Below are 15,895 nucleotides of genomic sequence, written 5' to 3' on the forward strand. Positions count from 1 at the left end.
TTCCACAAAGGAATAAGGGCGCAGAAATGCAAATACCAAAAAGTGCTTAAGCCGTGAAATTTCGGGCGTTTAACGGTAAATCAAATTGTGTAACCGCCGTCACAGTTTCATACTAAGCGCCACAATCTGGTCGCGCTTTTTTGAGTAAGGACGTTCTATGTTTTCCGCAGTGCGCCGCTGCACCCTGAGCCTGGCGCTGAGCGTATGCTTCACCCTGCCCGCTTTCTCGCAAACGCGTCATCCCGGCGATATCGCCAGCGAGCAAACCCGTCACATCGCTACCTTGTTTCCTGGCCGCATGACCGGCACGCCTTCAGAGATGCTCGCCGCGGACTATCTGCGCCAGCAGTTTGTGCGCCTCGGGTATCAGAGCGATATCCGCGCGTTTCACAGCCGCTATATCTATACCGCGGGGAATCATCGCACTAACTGGCAGAACGTGACCGGCAGCACAGTGATTGCCGCGCACGAGGGCGCATCGCCGCAGCAGATTATTGTGATGGCGCATCTGGATACGTATGCGCCGCAGAGCGACGCGGATGTCGATAACAATCTCGGCGGGCTGACGCTACAGGGCGTGGATGATAACGCGGCGGGCGTCGGCGTGATGCTGGAGCTGGCCGAGCGCCTGAAAGATGTGCCGACGCGCTACGGCGTGCGCTTTATCGCCACCAGCGGCGAGGAGGAAGGCGGCATGGGCGCGGAGAATCTGCTTAAACGCATGAGCGCGATAGAGAAAAAACAGACGCTGCTGGTGATTAATCTCAGCCATCTGGTGGCGGGCGACAAACTCGCGTTTACCAGCGGTAAACGCACGCCTGCCGCGGTGCGCCAGCTCACGCGCGACAGCGCGCTGAAGCTCGCGCGCCGCTTTGGCATTCCGGTGGCGGCCAGCAGCGCGTTGCCTGCCGATAACGACGCCGCCGCGTTTGATAACGCGGGCATTCCGGTGCTGTCGGTTTCCGCCGTCAATGACGCTGCCCGCCATCGCGGCCGCCACGCGCTCGCGCCGGTGGCGCACAACGCGCGCGCGGATAACCTGCAATATCTGGATCAGGCGCTGCCAGGGCGTATCGATAAGCGCTGCCACGACGTGATGCGCGTACTGCTGCCGCTGGTGAAAACGCTGGCGAAAGCGGAGCAGTAAAAAAGCGCGCCTCAGGGCGCGCTTTTTATTAGCCTTCGTGCAGGCCGCACTCGCGTTTAAGGCCGAAGAAGCGGGTCTCTTCTTCCGCCATGCCGGGCTCCCATTTGCGGGTGGTATGGGTATCGCCCACCGACAGATAGCCTTCGTCCCACAGCGGGTGGTATTTCAGCCCGTGCTTCTGGAGGTACTGATAGACCGTGCGGTTGTCCCAGTCGATGATCGGCAGAATTTTAAATACGCCGCGCTGCACGCCCAGCACCGGCAGATTCGCGCGGCTGCCGGACTGATCGCGGCGCAGGCCCGCAAACCAGGTCTGCGCGTTAAGTTCTTTCAGCGCGCGGTTCATCGGCTCGACCTTGTTGATGTCGTTGTATTTCTCAATCCCTTCAACGCCCTGCTCCCACAGCTTGCCGTAGCGCGCCTCCTGCCAGGCCGGGCTTTGCTCGGCGCGGTAGATTTTCAGGTTCAGGTTGAGCTTTTCGGTCAGCTCGTCGATAAAGCGGTAGGTTTCCGGAAAGAGATAGCCGGTATCGGTGAGGATCACCGGAATATCCGGGCGCTGCTGCGTGACCAGATGCAGGCAGACCGCCGCCTGGATGCCGAAGCTTGAGGAGAGTACAAATTCGCCCGGCAGGTTTTCCAGCGCCCAGCTGACGCGCGCCTCGGCGCTTAACGCCTCAAGCTGCGCGTTGGTGTCGGCCAGCGCCCCGGCGCGGGCCTCTTTTTCCAGTGCGTTCAGCGCATGTAGATCGAGTACGGACATGTGAACCTCGCTTGCATGAATGTGATACCGGTGCGGCGGTGACGCGCCAGGCGCGTGCTGGCGGGTGCGCTACGCTTACCCGCCCTAGGGAAAGGCGAACCTATGCGCATCCACCGTTACCGCCCGCCGCGCTAACCGCTTATTCCCAGAAATCCCGCGCCGGATCGAGCACCGGACGGATAATCCCGGCGCGCACCGTGAAATCGCCAAACCCTTCGCCCGGCTCGCGCTCCTGCGCCCAGCGGCCGACCAGCTCGTCGATATTATCGAGGATCTCCGATTCGGTAATGTTTTCACGATACATCCGCGGAATACGCGTACCGATGCGGTTGCCGCCCAGATGCAGGTTGTAACGCCCCGGCGCTTTCCCCACAAGACCCAGCTCCGCCAGCATCGCGCGGCCGCAGCCGTTCGGGCAGCCGGTCACGCGCAGCACAATGTGCTCGTCCGCCAGGCCATGCTTCGCCATGATCCCGTCGACTTTATCGATAAACTGCGGCAGGAAGCGCTCCGCCTCGGCCATCGCCAGCGGACAGGTCGGGAAGGAGACGCACGCCATTGAGTTTTCACGCTGCGGCGTCACGCCCGCCATGAGGCCGTGGGCGCGGGCGAGCTGTTCTATCTTCGCTTTGTCGCCTTCCGGCACGCCCGCCACGATCAGGTTCTGGTTGGCGGTCAGGCGGAAATCGCCTTTATGGATCCTGGCGATTTCCTTCAGGCCGGTTTTCAGCGGCTTGTCCGGGAAATCGAGAATACGGCCGTTTTCGATAAACAGCGTCAGGTGCCATTTATCATCAATGCCTTTCACCCAGCCGATGCGATCGCCGCGGCCGGTAAACTCATACGGACGCACCGGCTCAAACGTCACGCCTGCGCGACGCTCCACTTCCGCTTTAAAGACGTCAGGCCCGACGCGCTCCAGCGTATATTTGGTTTTGGCGTTTTTACGATCGGTACGGTTGCCCCAGTCGCGCTGGGTCGTCACCACCGCTTCGGCCACTGCCAGCGTATGCTCCAGCGGAATGTAGCCAAACTCGGTCGCGGTGCGCGCGTAGGTTTTCTTGTTGCCGTGCTCAATAGAGAGCCCGCCGCCCACCAGCAGGTTAAAGCCGACCAGCTTGCCGTTTTCCGCAATCGCGACGAAGTTCATGTCGTTCGCGTGCAGATCGACATCGTTCTGCGGCGGCACCACGACGGTGGTTTTGAACTTACGCGGCAGATAGGTCGCGCCGAGGATCGGTTCTTCGTCGGTGGTGGCCACTTTCTCCTGATCGAGCCAGATCTCCGCATAGGCGCGGGTGCGCGGCAGCAGATGCTCAGAGAGCTTCTTCGCCCACTCGTAAGCTTCGGCATGCAGTTGCGACTCGACCGGGTTTGACGTGCAGAGCACGTTACGGTTCATGTCGTTGGCGGTCGCCAGCGCGTCAAGCCCGATGGAATGCAGCATCTGGTGCGCCGGCTTGACGTTTTTCTTCAGCAGACCGTGATACTGGAACGTCTGGCGGTTGGTCAGACGAATGCTGCCGTAAATCGTGTTTTCTTCGGCGAACTTGTCGATAGCCAGCCACTGCTGCGGCGTCATGATGCCGCCCGGCAGACGGCAGCGCAGCATCATGGCGTGACGCGGCTCCAGCTTCTGGGCCGCGCGCTCGGCGCGAATATCGCGGTCATCCTGCTGATACATGCCGTGAAAGCGGATCAGCAGAAAGTTGTCGCCATTAAACCCGCCGGTCAGCCCGTCATGTAAATCTTCGGCAATGGTGCCGCGCAGGAAGTTACTTTCACGCTTCATGCGTTCCGCATCGGAAAGTTTTCCTTCGACCACCAAAGGTCCTGGGTATTTTTCGCTCATCAGTAGACGTCTCGCTGGTAACGGCGCTCAACGCGCAGCTCACTTAAATATTCATCCGCCGCTTCGGCATCCATCCCGCCGTAAGCCGCAATCACTTCCAGTAACGCCTGCTCGACATCTTTCGCCATGCGATTGGCGTCGCCGCAGACATAAAGGTGCGCGCCTTCCTGGATCCAGCGCCACAGCTCCGCGCCCTGCTCGCGGATTTTGTCTTGTACGTAAATTTTATGGTCCTGATCGCGCGACCAGGCAAGGTCGATGCGGGTTAACAGCCCCTCTTTGACATAGCGCTGCCATTCGACCTGGTAGAGGAAATCTTCCGTAAAGTGCGGGTTGCCGAAGAAGAGCCAGTTTTTACCGGTCGCGCCATCGGCTTCGCGCTGCTGCATAAAGGCGCGGAACGGCGCGATGCCGGTGCCAGGCCCAATCATAATGACGGGCGTTTCGGGCGTTGCCGGCAGGCGGAAGTTGTCGTTGTGCTCGATGAACACGCGCACTTCGCCATCTTCTTCCAGACGATCGGCAAGATAGCTCGACGCCCCGCCCGCGCGCGGACGGCCTTCGATGTCGAAACGCACCACGCCAACGGTAATGTGCACTTCGTTTTCGACTTCCGCCTGCGACGAAGCGATGGAATAGAGGCGTGGCGTAAGGGGGCGCAGCAAGCCGAGCAGTTGTTCGGCGTCAAGCTGGGCCGGCGCGAAGCGCACCATATCGACGATGGGCGTCCTGGCGGCATAATCTTGCAGCTTCGCTTTATCGCCCACCAGCGGCAGCAGCGCTTCGCTGCGGGTCAGCGTCGCGTAATTTTCAACGATAGCGGCGGTGTTCACCGTCAGCTCAAAATGCCACTGCAGCGCTTCGCTGAGCGGCAGCGTTTTCTCGCCCACCGTCACCGGCTCGTCGCCTTTCAGCCACAGCAGCTCAAGAAGTTCCTGCACCAGCGCCGGATCGTTCTGGTACCAGACGCCGAGCGCGTCGCCCGGCTGATAGCGCAGGCCTGCGTCGCCCAGATCGATTTCGATATGGCGCACGTCTTTTTGCGAATGACGCCCGGTGATTTTCTGGTTCACCGAGAGCGTCGCGGTAAGCGGCGATTCTTTGGTATAAGGGGTCGAGTCAACCAGATTGACCGCGCCGCTGGCGGTGAACGCCGCCTGGGACGGCGCTTCTTTCGGCACGCGCGCTTTCAGTACGTCAACGACGCGCTGGCGCCACGCCTGAGCGGCCGCCTGGTATTCGACATCGGCATCCACGCGATCCAGCAGGCGCTCGGCGCCCAGTTCCGCAAGGCGGGTATCGAAATCTTTACCGGCCTGGCAGAAGCGCTCATAGGAGGTATCGCCAAGACCAAAGACGGCGAACGCTGTACCGTCAAGCTTCGGCGCTTTTTTCGACAGCAGGAATTTGTGCAGCGCGACGGCTTCTTCCGGCGGATCGCCTTCGCCCTGGGTTGAGGCCACGACGATAAGCAGTTTTTCCTGGGCAATTTGTTTGAATTTATAGTCGCCCGCGTTAACCAGATTCACATTGAGCTGCGCCGCCAGCAGATCGTCGCGCAGCGCTTCCGCCACGCGGCGCGCGTTGCCTGTCTGGGAAGCGGAAATCAGCGTAATGACCGACGCAGGCGCCGCGGGCGTTTGCACCACCGCCGCACCTGGCTGTTGGTTTACCATTCCCCAGAAATAGCCCGAAAGCCAGGCGAGCTGCGTGGGGGTGAAATCATGAGTCGCCGTCTGAAGGCGAGCCAGCTGCTCCGGGCTGAGCGGGAGCAAAGCGTTCGGTGAGGCCTGAGTCGTCATGCGTCGTTATGTTCCAGTAGCAAAGCTGTTTTTTATCGCAAAAACAGAAGAGAAAGTAAGGGTAACGGCGGCAAGAATAACAATTAAAGAAGGGATGGAAATAATAAATAACCAAATGGACTAACCAGTTTTATCTATAAGTATAAGCGTAAAAACGGGTTAATTATCTCATTGAAAATAATGGTCATTTTTTCACGTCGCGAGGTGTTTTGCGCGCTTATCGTTTATGAGGGTTTTAGTTAATGCTAAAAACGGTCAATTCCGGTACTATGCGGCGGTTTTTTAGCAAGACTGAGACTGCGTTATGCCTACCACCCTGTTTAAAGATTTTATCTTCGAAGCCGCTCACCGACTCCCTCATGTCCCCGAAGGCCACAAGTGCGGTCGTCTGCACGGACACTCTTTTATGGTGCGCCTGGAGGTAACGGGCGAGGTGGACCCTCATACCGGCTGGATTATCGATTTCGCCGAGCTGAAAGCGGCGTTTAAGCCGATCTACGATAGCCTGGATCACTATTATCTGAACGATATTCCGGGCCTTGAAAACCCGACCAGCGAAGTGCTGGCGCGCTGGATTTGGGATCAGATGAAACCCCGCCTGCCGCTGCTGAGCGCGGTGATGATTAAAGAGACCTGCACCGCGGGTTGCGTATATCGCGGCGAATAAGCTTCTGGCGGTGTGATACACAAAAAAGAGGGGCTTAACGCCCCTCTTTTTTATGCGATATTCAGATACTTGTGCGTCTGCATCGACAGCCGCCAGTTGCGGGCGATACAGGTTTCAATGCACAAACGGGTCGCATCTTCTTTCTGGCTAATCGGCTGAAGCGCAATTACCCGCTGTCTTTCGTCATGCAGACGCGCCAGCAGTTCATCCAGCGCCTCGATATCACGCATACGCCCCACCGGGTGCTTGATTTCATCGGCACGCATCAGCGCCTGATCCAGCACCTCGTAACCGCCGCGCATATTCACCTTCGGCGAGACGGTCACCCAGGTCCCCGTGGTGCAGCGCACCTCATGGGTGCCGCTGGTTTCAATCTGGCAGCTATAACCGTGCGCTTCCAGAAGCTCCGTTAAGGGCAGCAGATCGTGGATGCACGGCTCGCCGCCGGTGATCACCACATGACGCGCGGTATAGGCCTGGCGCTCAATCGCCGCCAGCAGCTCTTCCGGACTTGCCGCCCCCCATTTATCGCTCTCTTTGGTTTTCGCGATAATGCTGAAAAGCGACACTTCCCGATCGGCGAGCGTCTCCCAGGTGTGTTTGGTATCGCACCAGGCACAACCTACGGGGCATCCCTGCAGACGAATAAAAATGGCGGGCACGCCGGTAAAATAACCCTCGCCCTGCAGGGTCTGAAACATCTCATTAATCGGGTACTGCATGATTCACTCAGTTGATGACTAAAACGGTAATTATTACAGATAACCGCCAGGCTGGCATGTGCCATTTGCGCCTTACCGGCAGCCGTCGCCAGGTCTGATGCGTATTTGCCCCTCAATTCCAGGGCATTGGCAGGCCCACAAGGCGGCGGTTACTATGGCGCGGCACGGCCAGCCGGAAACAAGGACAAGGCAAAAGTTATGGTACGCACATTAGCGTCATTCATTCTGACGGTAGCGCTGACGTTAGTGAGCGTGAGCGCGCTGGCGCAGCCCCTCGAGGTGCCGCCGATGCGTGGCGTTATCAACGATCCCGCCGATCTGCTGAGCGGCCAGGAATACGTGGCCTTGCTTGACGATGTGTCGGCTATCAATACCCGCACCCATGCGCAAACGGCGATTCTGGTGTTACCGGAATTAAAAGGCGACAACCTGGAGCGTTTTGCGACGCGCACCTTTAATACCTGGCGGCTCGGCAATGCGCAGCGCAACGATGGCGTGCTGATCCTGGTCGCCTGGCACGATCGTCTGGTGCGCATCGAAACGGGGCGCGGGCTGCAAAAGACGGTTCCGGATGAACTGGCGAGCAGGGTTATTAAAGAGTATATGCTGCCCTGGTTCAGGGCGGGCGATCTCACCGAAGGCCTGCGTCAGGGGCTTACCGGTATCGACGCGCTGCTCAGCCATCAGCCGCTGCCGCCTGCGGCTTCGCCCTCGTGGGTACAGGCCTGGCTGAAACCGTTGCTGCTGAATTTCTCTTACTGGCTGGCGCTGCCTGTTCTCGCCATCGTATTGTTTGCCTTAATCATGCTGCGCAAAAAGAAAACGCTGATGACGCTTTTTTTCGGCACCTCCTGCCTGCTGACGCCCGCGCTTGCCATCACCAGTAACTTTTTCCCGTGGGTGGAGCCGTTTCTCTGGCTGAGCTTTTCCGTGCCCTTTTTGCTGATGATCCTGGCGCTGGTCGTGGTGTTTGCCTTCCCGAATTATCGGCTCAGCGCGGCGGGTAACGGCTCATCATCCGGCGACGCCTCCGCCGCCTGGCTTTCGACCAGCCACCTTCACTCGTCCTCAGGCGGCGACAGCGCCAGCCATCACAGCAGCCACCACAGCGTCAGCTCAGGCGATGGCGGCTCAAGTGACGGCGGCGGCTCGTCAGACAACTGGTGAGCGCAGCGCGTCGGCAAAGCGACGGGTAATCTGCTGCGGGCGTGTAATAGCCCCGCCCACCACCACCGCATGCGCGCCGAGCGCCAGGCAGCGCGCCGCGCCCTCAGGCGTGTCTACATTCCCTTCGGCGATAACCGGGACCGTCACCGCCGCCAGCACGGCTTTTAACAGCGCGAAATCGTTCTCCGGCAGGCGATGCCCCCGGGTGTTCGCCGTATAGCCGTAAAGGGTGGTGCCCACGCAGTCGAAACCGAGCGCTTCGGCCGTCACGGCTTCTTCAACGCTTGAGGCATCCGCCATGAGCAGTACATCAGGCCAGGTACGGCGGATCTCCCCGACGAACTGTTCGAGCGTTTCGCCGCCAGGGCGCGGGCGCGCGGTGGCATCCAGCGCGATCATCTCAGGCGCCGCTTCCATCAGCTCGCTGACCTCGCGCAGCGTCGCGGTGATAAACACGTCGCTTGCGGGGTAATCCCGTTTGATGATGCCGATGACCGGCAGCGCCACCTGTTCTTTAATCGCCAGAATATCCGCCACGCTATTGGCGCGGATCCCCGCCGCCCCGCCCTGCGCGGCGGCCAGCGCCATTCGCCCCATAATAAACGGGCTGTGCAGCGGCTCGTTTTCCAGCGCCTGGCAGGAGACCACCAGCTTTCCTTTGATGTGCTCTAACATCGTTGACCTCAGCTTAATAACTCTTCGATTTCGTTTTTAATAATCGTGACGTGCGGGCCGTAGATAACCTGTACGCCGTTGCCGCGCAGGATCACGCCGCGCGCGCCGGTCGCTTTCAGCGCGGCCTCATCGACCTGGGTTCCGTCGTTCACGGTGACGCGCAGCCGCGTGGCGCAGCAGTCGACCTCCTGAAGGTTATCCCGCCCGCCGAGCCCGGCCACCACGGCCTGCGCCCGCTCGCTGTCCTTCATCGCCACGCTTTCCTGGGTCTCTTTTTCCCGGCCTGGTGTGGCGAAATCAAAACGCGTGATCAGGAAACGGAAGGTGAAGTAATAGAGGAAAAACCACGGCACGCCGACCAGCGGCACCATCAGCCAGTGCGTTTTCGCCTCGCCCTGCAAAACCCCAAAGAGAATGAAATCGATAAAACCGCCCGAGAACGTCTGGCCGATAGTGATGTGCAGGATATGCGCCAGCATAAAAGCCAGCCCGTCGAAGAAGGCGTGGATGACATAGAGCACGGGCGCGACAAACAGGAAGGAGAACTCAATTGGCTCGGTGATGCCGGTCAGGAATGAGGTCAGCGCCGCAGAGAGCAGCAGCCCGGCGACGCGCTTTTTATTCTCCGGCTTCGCCGTGTGGTACATCGCAAGGCATGCGCCGATCAGGCCAAACATCATGGTGATGAAACGCCCCGACATAAACCGCGACGTGCCGATATAAAACTGCTGCGTCGTCGGGTCAGCGAGCTGCGCGAAGAAGATGCGCTGCGTGCCTTCCACCAGCTGGCCATTGACGATTTCGCTGCCGCCGAGCGCCGTCGTCCAGAAAGGCAGATAGAAGATGTGATGCAGGCCGAACGGGCCAAGCATACGCAGGATAAAACCATACAGCAGCGTGCCGACATAACCGGTCGCCTCAACCAGCCCGCCAAGCCCGAAAATCATTTTCTGAAAATGCGGCCAGACGACGGTCATCGCCGCGCCGACCACAATCGCCGCCAGCGCGCTGATAATAGGTACAAACCGCGATCCGCCAAAAAAACCCAGAAACTGCGGCAGCGCGATTTTATTAAACCGCTGATGCAGCGCGCAGGTCACAAGGCCAATCACCACGCCGCCGAAAACGCCGGTTTCCAGCGTCTGGATCCCGAGCACCATTCCCTGCCCGACCGCGCCCGGATTGCTCTGCGCGAGCTGCCCGGTCAAAGTCAGCAGTGCATTAATGGTGGCGTTCATCACCAGAAACGCCAGTAACGCGGCGAGACCGGCCGTGCCTTTATCGGTACGCGCGAGTCCCACCGCCACGCCGACGGCAAACAGCACCGACAGGTTCGCGAAGACGATCGCCCCGGCGCTGCTCATGATCGTGAAAATCGCCTGCAGCCAGCCGACGTCGAGAAACGGATACGCCGTCAGCGTATTGGGATTGGAGAGCGCGCCGCCGACGCCGAGCAAGAGACCCGCCGCCGGTAACACGGCAATCGGCAACATAAACGACTTGCCAAACCGCTGCGCCTTTTCAAACCAGCGCCCTGAAGATGTTCCGCTGAAGAGTGCCATGATGAAATCCCCGGTGTTGTAATGATGAAAATATTTATCACAATAAAAATATATTATGAAAATTATCACCAATAATAGCGAAGCCGATCATACTTTTTTAAAATGGCTGGCATTGGTAGCGGGCTTTCCCGCACACTCATCGGCAGTCGTCGGTGCTTCAGGATCCTGTTATGTCTGACCATGAAAATTTACTGCTCAAGCTGCGCCAGGCGCTGTCTGGGTTTAGCCCCACGCAGCGCAAACTGGGGGACTATGTCCTGAGCGACCCGGCGCGCGTGCTTTATCTCACCATCACCGAGCTCGCCCGCGAGAGTGACACCAGTGAAGCCAGCGTGACGAGGCTGTGCCGCGCGCTCGGGTGCAAAGGCTATACCGAATTTAAAATGGCGCTGGCGCTGGATGTTCAGCGCGGGCAGGCGCCGCGCGCGCAGAGCGGCGATGCGCTGGACGCGCTGGTGGAAGAGTCGGTGCAGGCGCTGCGCGATACCGCGCAATTGCTGGATCGCGCCATGCTGGAGCGGGCCGCGCGGGCGCTGCATCAGGCGGGTTCGGTGCAGATTTACGGCGTCGCGGCGAGCGCGATTATCGGTGAGTATTTGCATTACAAGCTGCTGCGGCTCGGTAAACCGGCGCAACTGTTCAGCGATATGCATCGCGCCTCGATGAACGCGACGACGCTGGGTGAAACGGATCTGGTGGTCGCCATTTCCAGCTCCGGCTCAACCCGCGATCTGCTGCATGCCGTGAAACTCGCGCGAAAAGCCGGGGCGCCTGTTCTCACGCTGAGCAACACGCCGCGCAGTCCGCTGGCATCAATAAGCGATATGCTGCTTGTGGCCGCCAAACCGGAAGGGCCGCTTAACGCCGGCGCGCTGAACGCCAAAGTGGGCGCGATGCTGCTGGTGGAATTATTAACAGCGTCGCTTATCGCGTCTGACAGCCGTTACAGTGAAACCAGCCAGCAGACGGCCAGCGCCACGCTGCCGTTATTGCTGTAATAAAACGGCGTTGCAGGATGCGAATAACCTGCAACGCCTTTTTTAAATCATCAATAATGTAACCAGACGTAATTTTCGTGGGATTATTCATTTTTTCTTAATCGTAAATCTCGCTAATAAAAAGACATAAATTCAATAAGATAAATATTTTTATTATAGCGAGAGGATTTTTCCCCTCGTTTCGCTGTCATACTAAAATCCCTCTTACGACTTTCCTTAAAATAACCTTAATTTTCAGTTTTTTACGCCTCGCTTCTATTTATGCGCCGTTTACTTTTCTGCTCCTACAATCCGCCCAATCAACCCTGGTGGAATAACAGAAATGACAACTTTATTAATAACGGGCGTAACGGGTTTTCTGGGCGGTGCGGTATTAGAGAAGATGCTTCAGCGCGCTGAAAAGGTCGATTTAGTATTGCTCGTTCGTGCCGAAAACAGCGAAGCCGGACTGACGCGCGTGCTCAGCAATATGCGCAAGTTTAACCTCAGCGAGACACAGCTGGCGGCGCTGAATGCCGCGCACATTTTGTGCGGGGATTTAGGCGAACCGGAGAGTTTTCTGCACGATCCGCGCCTCGAGAGCGTCACGCACGTCATCAACTGCGCGGCCGTGGCGTCGTTTGGCAATAACCCACTTATCTGGAAGGTGAATGTCGAAGGAACGCTGGCGTTCGCCCGCCGTATGGCTGGCGTCGCGGGGTTGCAGCGCTTTCTGCACGTCGGTACGGCGATGTCGTGCACGCCAGAACCCCATTCGCTGGTGCCTGAAAGCGCCGAATTCCGCGAAAACGCCGAACATCTCGTCGCCTATACGCATTCGAAATCGGCCATTGAACAGCTGATGCGTCAGCACTGTCCGCATCTGCCGCTGGTGATCGCCCGCCCTTCTATCGTGGTCGGGCATACTCATCACGGCTGCCAGCCCTCCACCAGTATTTTCTGGGTCTTCAGCATGGGGCTGATGCTTCAGAAATTTATGTGCTCGCTGGAAGATCGCGTGGATGTGATCCCGGTAGATTATTGCGCCGAGGCGTTACTGCTGCTTCTGCAAAAAGAGATGGCGCACGGTGAAGTCGTGCATATTTCTGCCGGCGAAGAAAATAGCGTGCGTTTTGCGGATATTGATATCGCGATGGCGAAGGCCCAGGAAAAAGCGCCGATTGCGGATCATTATGCGCAGGTGAGCTATGAAACCTTAGTGAAAATGCGCCGTGAACTGAAAGATATTTTCGGGCCGTGTAATGAGCGGCTGATGCTGAAAGCGATGCGTTTATATGGCGCATTCGCCACGCTGAATGTGCGTTTCAGTAACGATAAGCTGCTGAAACTCGGTATGCCGAAGCCGCCGCGGTTTACCGACTATATCGCCCGCTGCGTGCAAACCACCCACGGTTTAACCATTCCGCAGCAGATGGAAGTCGATTTTAAATAAAAAAATGCCAGTCAATCGACTGGCATTCTTCTGAGTAAAAGGTCGGGCGATTATGCCTGGCCTTTGATCTCTTTACGGCCATTGAACGGCGCTTTTTCACCCAGCGCTTCTTCGATACGAATCAGCTGGTTGTATTTAGCAACGCGGTCAGAACGGCTCATGGAACCGGTTTTGATCTGGCCAGCCGCAGTACCTACCGCCAGGTCAGCGATGGTCGCGTCTTCGGTTTCGCCAGAACGGTGAGAGATGACAGCGGTGTAGCCAGCGTCTTTCGCCATTTTGATCGCAGCCAGAGTTTCGGTCAGAGAACCGATCTGGTTGAATTTGATCAGGATGGAGTTAGCGATGCCTTTCTCGATGCCTTCTTTCAGGATTTTGGTGTTGGTGACGAACAGGTCGTCGCCCACCAGCTGGATTTTGTCGCCCAGAACTTTAGTCTGGTATGCAAAACCGTCCCAGTCAGACTCGTCCAGACCATCTTCGATAGAAACGATCGGGTACTGTTTGGTCAGGTCTTCCAAGAAGTGAGTGAACTCTTCAGAGGTGAACGCTTTGTTGCCTTCGCCCGCCAGAACGTATTTACCGTCTTTGTAGAATTCAGACGCTGCGCAGTCCATCGCCAGAGTGATGTCTTTGCCCAGTTCGTAGCCTGCTGCTTTTACCGCTTCAGCGATAACAGCCAGAGCTTCGGCGTTGGAGCCCAGGTTCGGCGCGTAGCCGCCTTCGTCGCCCACCGCGGTGTTCATGCCTTTGGCTTTCAGCACTTTCGCCAGGTGATGGAACACTTCAGAACCCATGCGGATAGCTTCTTTAACGCTGGAAGCGCCAACCGGCTGGATCATGAATTCCTGGATATCAACGTTGTTGTCAGCGTGCTCGCCACCGTTGATGATGTTCATCATCGGAACCGGCATAGAGAATTTGCCCGGGGTGCCGTTCAGTTCAGCGATGTGCTCGTACAGCGGCATGCCTTTGGAAGCAGCAGCAGCTTTAGCAGCAGCCAGAGAAACGGCCAGAATGGCGTTTGCACCGAAGTTAGATTTGTTTTCAGTACCGTCCAGATCGATCATGATCTTGTCGATACCAGCCTGATCTTTAGCATCTTTGCCAACGATAGCCTGAGCGATCGGGCCGTTAACCGCGCCAACCGCTTTGGTTACGCCTTTGCCCAGGAAACGGGATTTGTCGCCATCGCGCAGTTCCAGCGCTTCGCGGGAACCAGTGGAAGCACCTGACGGGGCAGCAGCCATACCTACGAAACCGCCTTCCAGGTGAACTTCGGCTTCAACAGTCGGGTTACCACGGGAGTCGATGATTTCACGACCGATGACTTTAACGATTTTGGACATTAGATTTTCCTCAGTACAAGTTAAACTAAAACTCCAGACAAACAACGCGCGAAAAGGTCGCGCGTTGCCGTTCTAACTCTGCTTACTTCGCCTGGCGTTTCTGGTACTCGCTGGCGGCTTTTACGAAGCCTGCAAACAGCGGATGCCCGTCGCGCGGTGTGGAAGTAAATTCCGGGTGGAACTGACAAGCGACAAACCACGGATGATTTGGCACTTCGATGATCTCGACCAACTGATCATCGCCGGAACGGCCCGCAACGCGCAGGCCAGCGGCTTCAATCTGCTTCAACAACATGTTGTTGACTTCATAACGGTGACGGTGACGTTCCGTAATCACAGGCTCGCCGTACAGCTTGCGTACCAGGCTGTCGTCTGACAACTGGCACTGCTGCGCGCCCAGACGCATCGTCCCGCCGAGATCGCTCTTCTCAGTACGCGTCTCAACATTACCGTTCTCATCACGCCATTCGGTGATGAGCGCCACGACCGGGAACTTACAGTCTGGCACAAATTCAGTGGAGTTGGCGTTCTCCATGCCCGCAACGTGGCGTGCATATTCAATCATCGCAACCTGCATACCGAGGCAGATGCCGAGGTAAGGAATGTTGTTTTCACGGGCGTAGCGCGCGGTGGCGATTTTGCCTTCCACGCCGCGATAGCCAAAGCCGCCAGGGATCAGGATCGCATCCAGACCTTTGAGCAGTTCTTCGCCGCGGGTTTCTACGTCCTGCGAATCGATAAGCTTGATGTTGACGGTCACGCGGTTCTTCAGGCCGCCATGTTTCAGCGCCTCGATAACCGATTTATAGGCGTCCGGCAGTTCAATGTACTTGCCGACCATACCGATAGTGACTTCGCCCGCCGGATTCGCTTCTTCGTAAATAACCTGTTCCCATTCAGACAGGTTAGCTTCCGGACAGTTCAGGCTGAATCGTTTACAAATATAATCGTCCAGCCCCTGCGATTTCAACAGGCCCGGAATTTTATAGATGGAATCGACATCTTTCAGAGAAATAACCGCTTTTTCCGGTACGTTACAGAACAAAGCGATTTTGGCGCGTTCGTTGGCAGGAACGGCGCGATCGGAGCGGCAGATCAGCACATCCGGCTGAATACCGATAGAAAGCAGCTCTTTAACGGAGTGCTGGGTCGGTTTGGTTTTCACTTCACCGGCCGCCGCCATATACGGCACCAGCGTCAGGTGCATGAACATGGTGTGTTCGCGACCCACTTCAACCGCCATCTGACGAATGGCTTCGAGGAACGGCAGGGATTCGATATCGCCCACGGTGCCGCCGATTTCGACCAGCACGACGTCATGGCCTTCGCCGCCCGCCAGAATGCGTTCTTTGATAGCGTTGGTGATGTGCGGAATAACCTGAACGGTCGCGCCCAGGTAGTCGCCACGGCGCTCTTTGCGCAGAACTTCAGAATAGATACGGCCTGTGGTGAAGTTGTTGCGGCGCGTCATGCGGGTGCGGATAAAACGCTCGTAGTGCCCCAGGTCCAGATCGGTTTCAGCGCCGTCTTCAGTAACGAACACTTCCCCGTGCTGGATTGGGCTCATGGTGCCTGGATCGACGTTGATATACGGATCCAGTTTCATGATAGTCACGTTGAGGCCACGGGCTTCAAGAATGGCTGCGAGGGAGGCTGCGGCAATGCCTTTACCCAGAGAGGAAACGACCCCGCCGGTCACAAAAATATAGTTCGTTGTCATGCTGAACCTGAGAAGTTAGGTTTAAAGACGATGGAATAA

General features: G+C 57.6%; 14 protein-coding genes. 6 read left to right on the forward strand and 8 right to left on the reverse strand.

Going from position 1 to position 15,895, the window contains the following annotated elements:
* The first annotated feature begins 157 nt into the window (after window positions 1-157).
* A complete protein-coding gene (locus tag AFK65_RS15430) occupies window positions 158-1,147 on the forward strand; it encodes an aminopeptidase (protein WP_038856428.1) in 990 nt (329 codons plus the stop codon).
* Window positions 1,148-1,175: 28 nt separating this feature from the next.
* Here the strand turns inward: AFK65_RS15430 and cysH are convergent, their stop codons facing one another.
* From cysH to cysJ, 3 genes are all read right to left on the reverse strand, one after another.
* Window positions 1,176-1,910, reverse strand: coding sequence for a phosphoadenosine phosphosulfate reductase (gene cysH / locus AFK65_RS15435; RefSeq protein WP_007701297.1), 735 nt, complete (start codon window positions 1,908-1,910; stop codon window positions 1,176-1,178).
* 139 nt (window positions 1,911-2,049) lie between these two features.
* Complete coding sequence (gene cysI / locus AFK65_RS15440) at window positions 2,050-3,762, reverse strand: assimilatory sulfite reductase (NADPH) hemoprotein subunit (protein ID WP_032804900.1); 1,713 nt, start codon at window positions 3,760-3,762, stop codon at window positions 2,050-2,052.
* Window positions 3,762-5,564 carry an NADPH-dependent assimilatory sulfite reductase flavoprotein subunit gene (gene cysJ, locus AFK65_RS15445; RefSeq protein ID WP_038856426.1) on the reverse strand — a complete coding sequence of 601 codons (1,803 nt, stop codon included), beginning with the start codon at window positions 5,562-5,564 and terminating at the stop codon, window positions 3,762-3,764. Before cysJ ends, cysI begins: the two co-directional genes overlap by 1 nt.
* Between cysJ and AFK65_RS22335 the strand changes: the two genes are divergently transcribed.
* Both AFK65_RS22335 and queD read left to right on the forward strand, forming a co-directional pair.
* Entirely contained in the window at window positions 5,563-5,688 is a 126-nt protein-coding gene (locus tag AFK65_RS22335) for a hypothetical protein (RefSeq protein ID WP_007701306.1), read from the forward strand. The genes cysJ and AFK65_RS22335 overlap by 2 nt on opposite strands.
* Before the next feature lie 180 nt (window positions 5,689-5,868).
* Window positions 5,869-6,231: a 6-carboxytetrahydropterin synthase QueD gene (gene queD / locus AFK65_RS15450; RefSeq protein ID WP_032804901.1), complete on the forward strand. Its 363-nt coding sequence runs from the start codon at window positions 5,869-5,871 to the stop codon at window positions 6,229-6,231.
* A gap of 50 nt (window positions 6,232-6,281) precedes the next feature.
* Here queD and queE read toward each other — a convergent pair whose 3' ends face one another.
* Window positions 6,282-6,953, reverse strand: a complete 672-nt coding sequence (queE, locus tag AFK65_RS15455) for a 7-carboxy-7-deazaguanine synthase QueE (protein WP_038856424.1) — start codon at window positions 6,951-6,953, stop codon at window positions 6,282-6,284.
* A gap of 198 nt (window positions 6,954-7,151) precedes the next feature.
* Between queE and AFK65_RS15460 the strand changes: the two genes are divergently transcribed.
* On the forward strand, window positions 7,152-8,120 hold the full coding sequence (locus AFK65_RS15460) for a TPM domain-containing protein (RefSeq protein WP_007701313.1): 969 nt from the start codon (window positions 7,152-7,154) through the stop codon (window positions 8,118-8,120).
* On the opposite strand, the gene AFK65_RS15465 is transcribed toward AFK65_RS15460, so the two are convergent.
* On the reverse strand, window positions 8,106-8,795 hold the full coding sequence (locus AFK65_RS15465) for an N-acetylmannosamine-6-phosphate 2-epimerase (protein ID WP_007701315.1): 690 nt from the start codon (window positions 8,793-8,795) through the stop codon (window positions 8,106-8,108). The genes AFK65_RS15460 and AFK65_RS15465 overlap by 15 nt on opposite strands.
* Window positions 8,796-8,803: 8 nt before the next feature.
* Window positions 8,804-10,360, reverse strand: a complete 1,557-nt coding sequence (locus AFK65_RS15470; RefSeq protein ID WP_167343475.1) for a PTS transporter subunit EIIC — start codon at window positions 10,358-10,360, stop codon at window positions 8,804-8,806.
* Between the two features lie 167 nt (window positions 10,361-10,527).
* On the opposite strand from AFK65_RS15470, the gene AFK65_RS15475 reads away from it, so the two are divergent.
* Together AFK65_RS15475 and AFK65_RS15480 are read left to right on the forward strand one after the other, a co-directional pair.
* A complete protein-coding gene (locus AFK65_RS15475) occupies window positions 10,528-11,355 on the forward strand; it encodes a MurR/RpiR family transcriptional regulator (protein ID WP_007701320.1) in 828 nt (275 codons plus the stop codon).
* Window positions 11,356-11,677: 322 nt separating this feature from the next.
* Window positions 11,678-12,787 (forward strand): SDR family oxidoreductase, encoded by a 1,110-nt coding sequence (locus tag AFK65_RS15480; protein ID WP_038856421.1) that lies wholly within the window; start codon window positions 11,678-11,680, stop codon window positions 12,785-12,787.
* 50 nt (window positions 12,788-12,837) lie between these two features.
* On the opposite strand, the gene eno is transcribed toward AFK65_RS15480, so the two are convergent.
* Together eno and pyrG are read right to left on the reverse strand one after the other, a co-directional pair.
* Window positions 12,838-14,136 carry a phosphopyruvate hydratase gene (gene eno, locus AFK65_RS15485; protein ID WP_007701325.1) on the reverse strand — a complete coding sequence of 433 codons (1,299 nt, stop codon included), beginning with the start codon at window positions 14,134-14,136 and terminating at the stop codon, window positions 12,838-12,840.
* A gap of 82 nt (window positions 14,137-14,218) precedes the next feature.
* The gene (pyrG, locus tag AFK65_RS15490) at window positions 14,219-15,856 is read right to left on the reverse strand and encodes a glutamine hydrolyzing CTP synthase (RefSeq protein ID WP_007701328.1); all 1,638 of its coding nucleotides are present in this window, start codon (window positions 15,854-15,856) and stop codon (window positions 14,219-14,221) included.
* Window positions 15,857-15,895: the final 39 nt, after the last annotated feature.

It is taken from the genome of Cronobacter universalis NCTC 9529, from assembly GCF_001277175.1.
Classification (GTDB): domain Bacteria; phylum Pseudomonadota; class Gammaproteobacteria; order Enterobacterales; family Enterobacteriaceae; genus Cronobacter; species Cronobacter universalis.

Coding starts and splice junctions, on each gene's coding strand:
- pyrG (WP_007701328.1), bottom strand. CDS start 15,856: ATGACAACGAACTATATTTTTGTGACCGGCGGGGTCGTTTCCTCTCTG.
- AFK65_RS15475 (WP_007701320.1), top strand. CDS start 10,528: ATGTCTGACCATGAAAATTTACTGCTCAAGCTGCGCCAGGCGCTGTCT.
- queD (WP_032804901.1), top strand. CDS start 5,869: ATGCCTACCACCCTGTTTAAAGATTTTATCTTCGAAGCCGCTCACCGA.
- cysJ (WP_038856426.1), bottom strand. CDS start 5,564: ATGACGACTCAGGCCTCACCGAACGCTTTGCTCCCGCTCAGCCCGGAG.
- AFK65_RS15465 (WP_007701315.1), bottom strand. CDS start 8,795: ATGTTAGAGCACATCAAAGGAAAGCTGGTGGTCTCCTGCCAGGCGCTG.
- queE (WP_038856424.1), bottom strand. CDS start 6,953: ATGCAGTACCCGATTAATGAGATGTTTCAGACCCTGCAGGGCGAGGGT.
- AFK65_RS22335 (WP_007701306.1), top strand. CDS start 5,563: ATGCGTCGTTATGTTCCAGTAGCAAAGCTGTTTTTTATCGCAAAAACA.
- AFK65_RS15460 (WP_007701313.1), top strand. CDS start 7,152: ATGGTACGCACATTAGCGTCATTCATTCTGACGGTAGCGCTGACGTTA.
- cysI (WP_032804900.1), bottom strand. CDS start 3,762: ATGAGCGAAAAATACCCAGGACCTTTGGTGGTCGAAGGAAAACTTTCC.
- AFK65_RS15480 (WP_038856421.1), top strand. CDS start 11,678: ATGACAACTTTATTAATAACGGGCGTAACGGGTTTTCTGGGCGGTGCG.
- eno (WP_007701325.1), bottom strand. CDS start 14,136: ATGTCCAAAATCGTTAAAGTCATCGGTCGTGAAATCATCGACTCCCGT.
- AFK65_RS15430 (WP_038856428.1), top strand. CDS start 158: ATGTTTTCCGCAGTGCGCCGCTGCACCCTGAGCCTGGCGCTGAGCGTA.
- cysH (WP_007701297.1), bottom strand. CDS start 1,910: ATGTCCGTACTCGATCTACATGCGCTGAACGCACTGGAAAAAGAGGCC.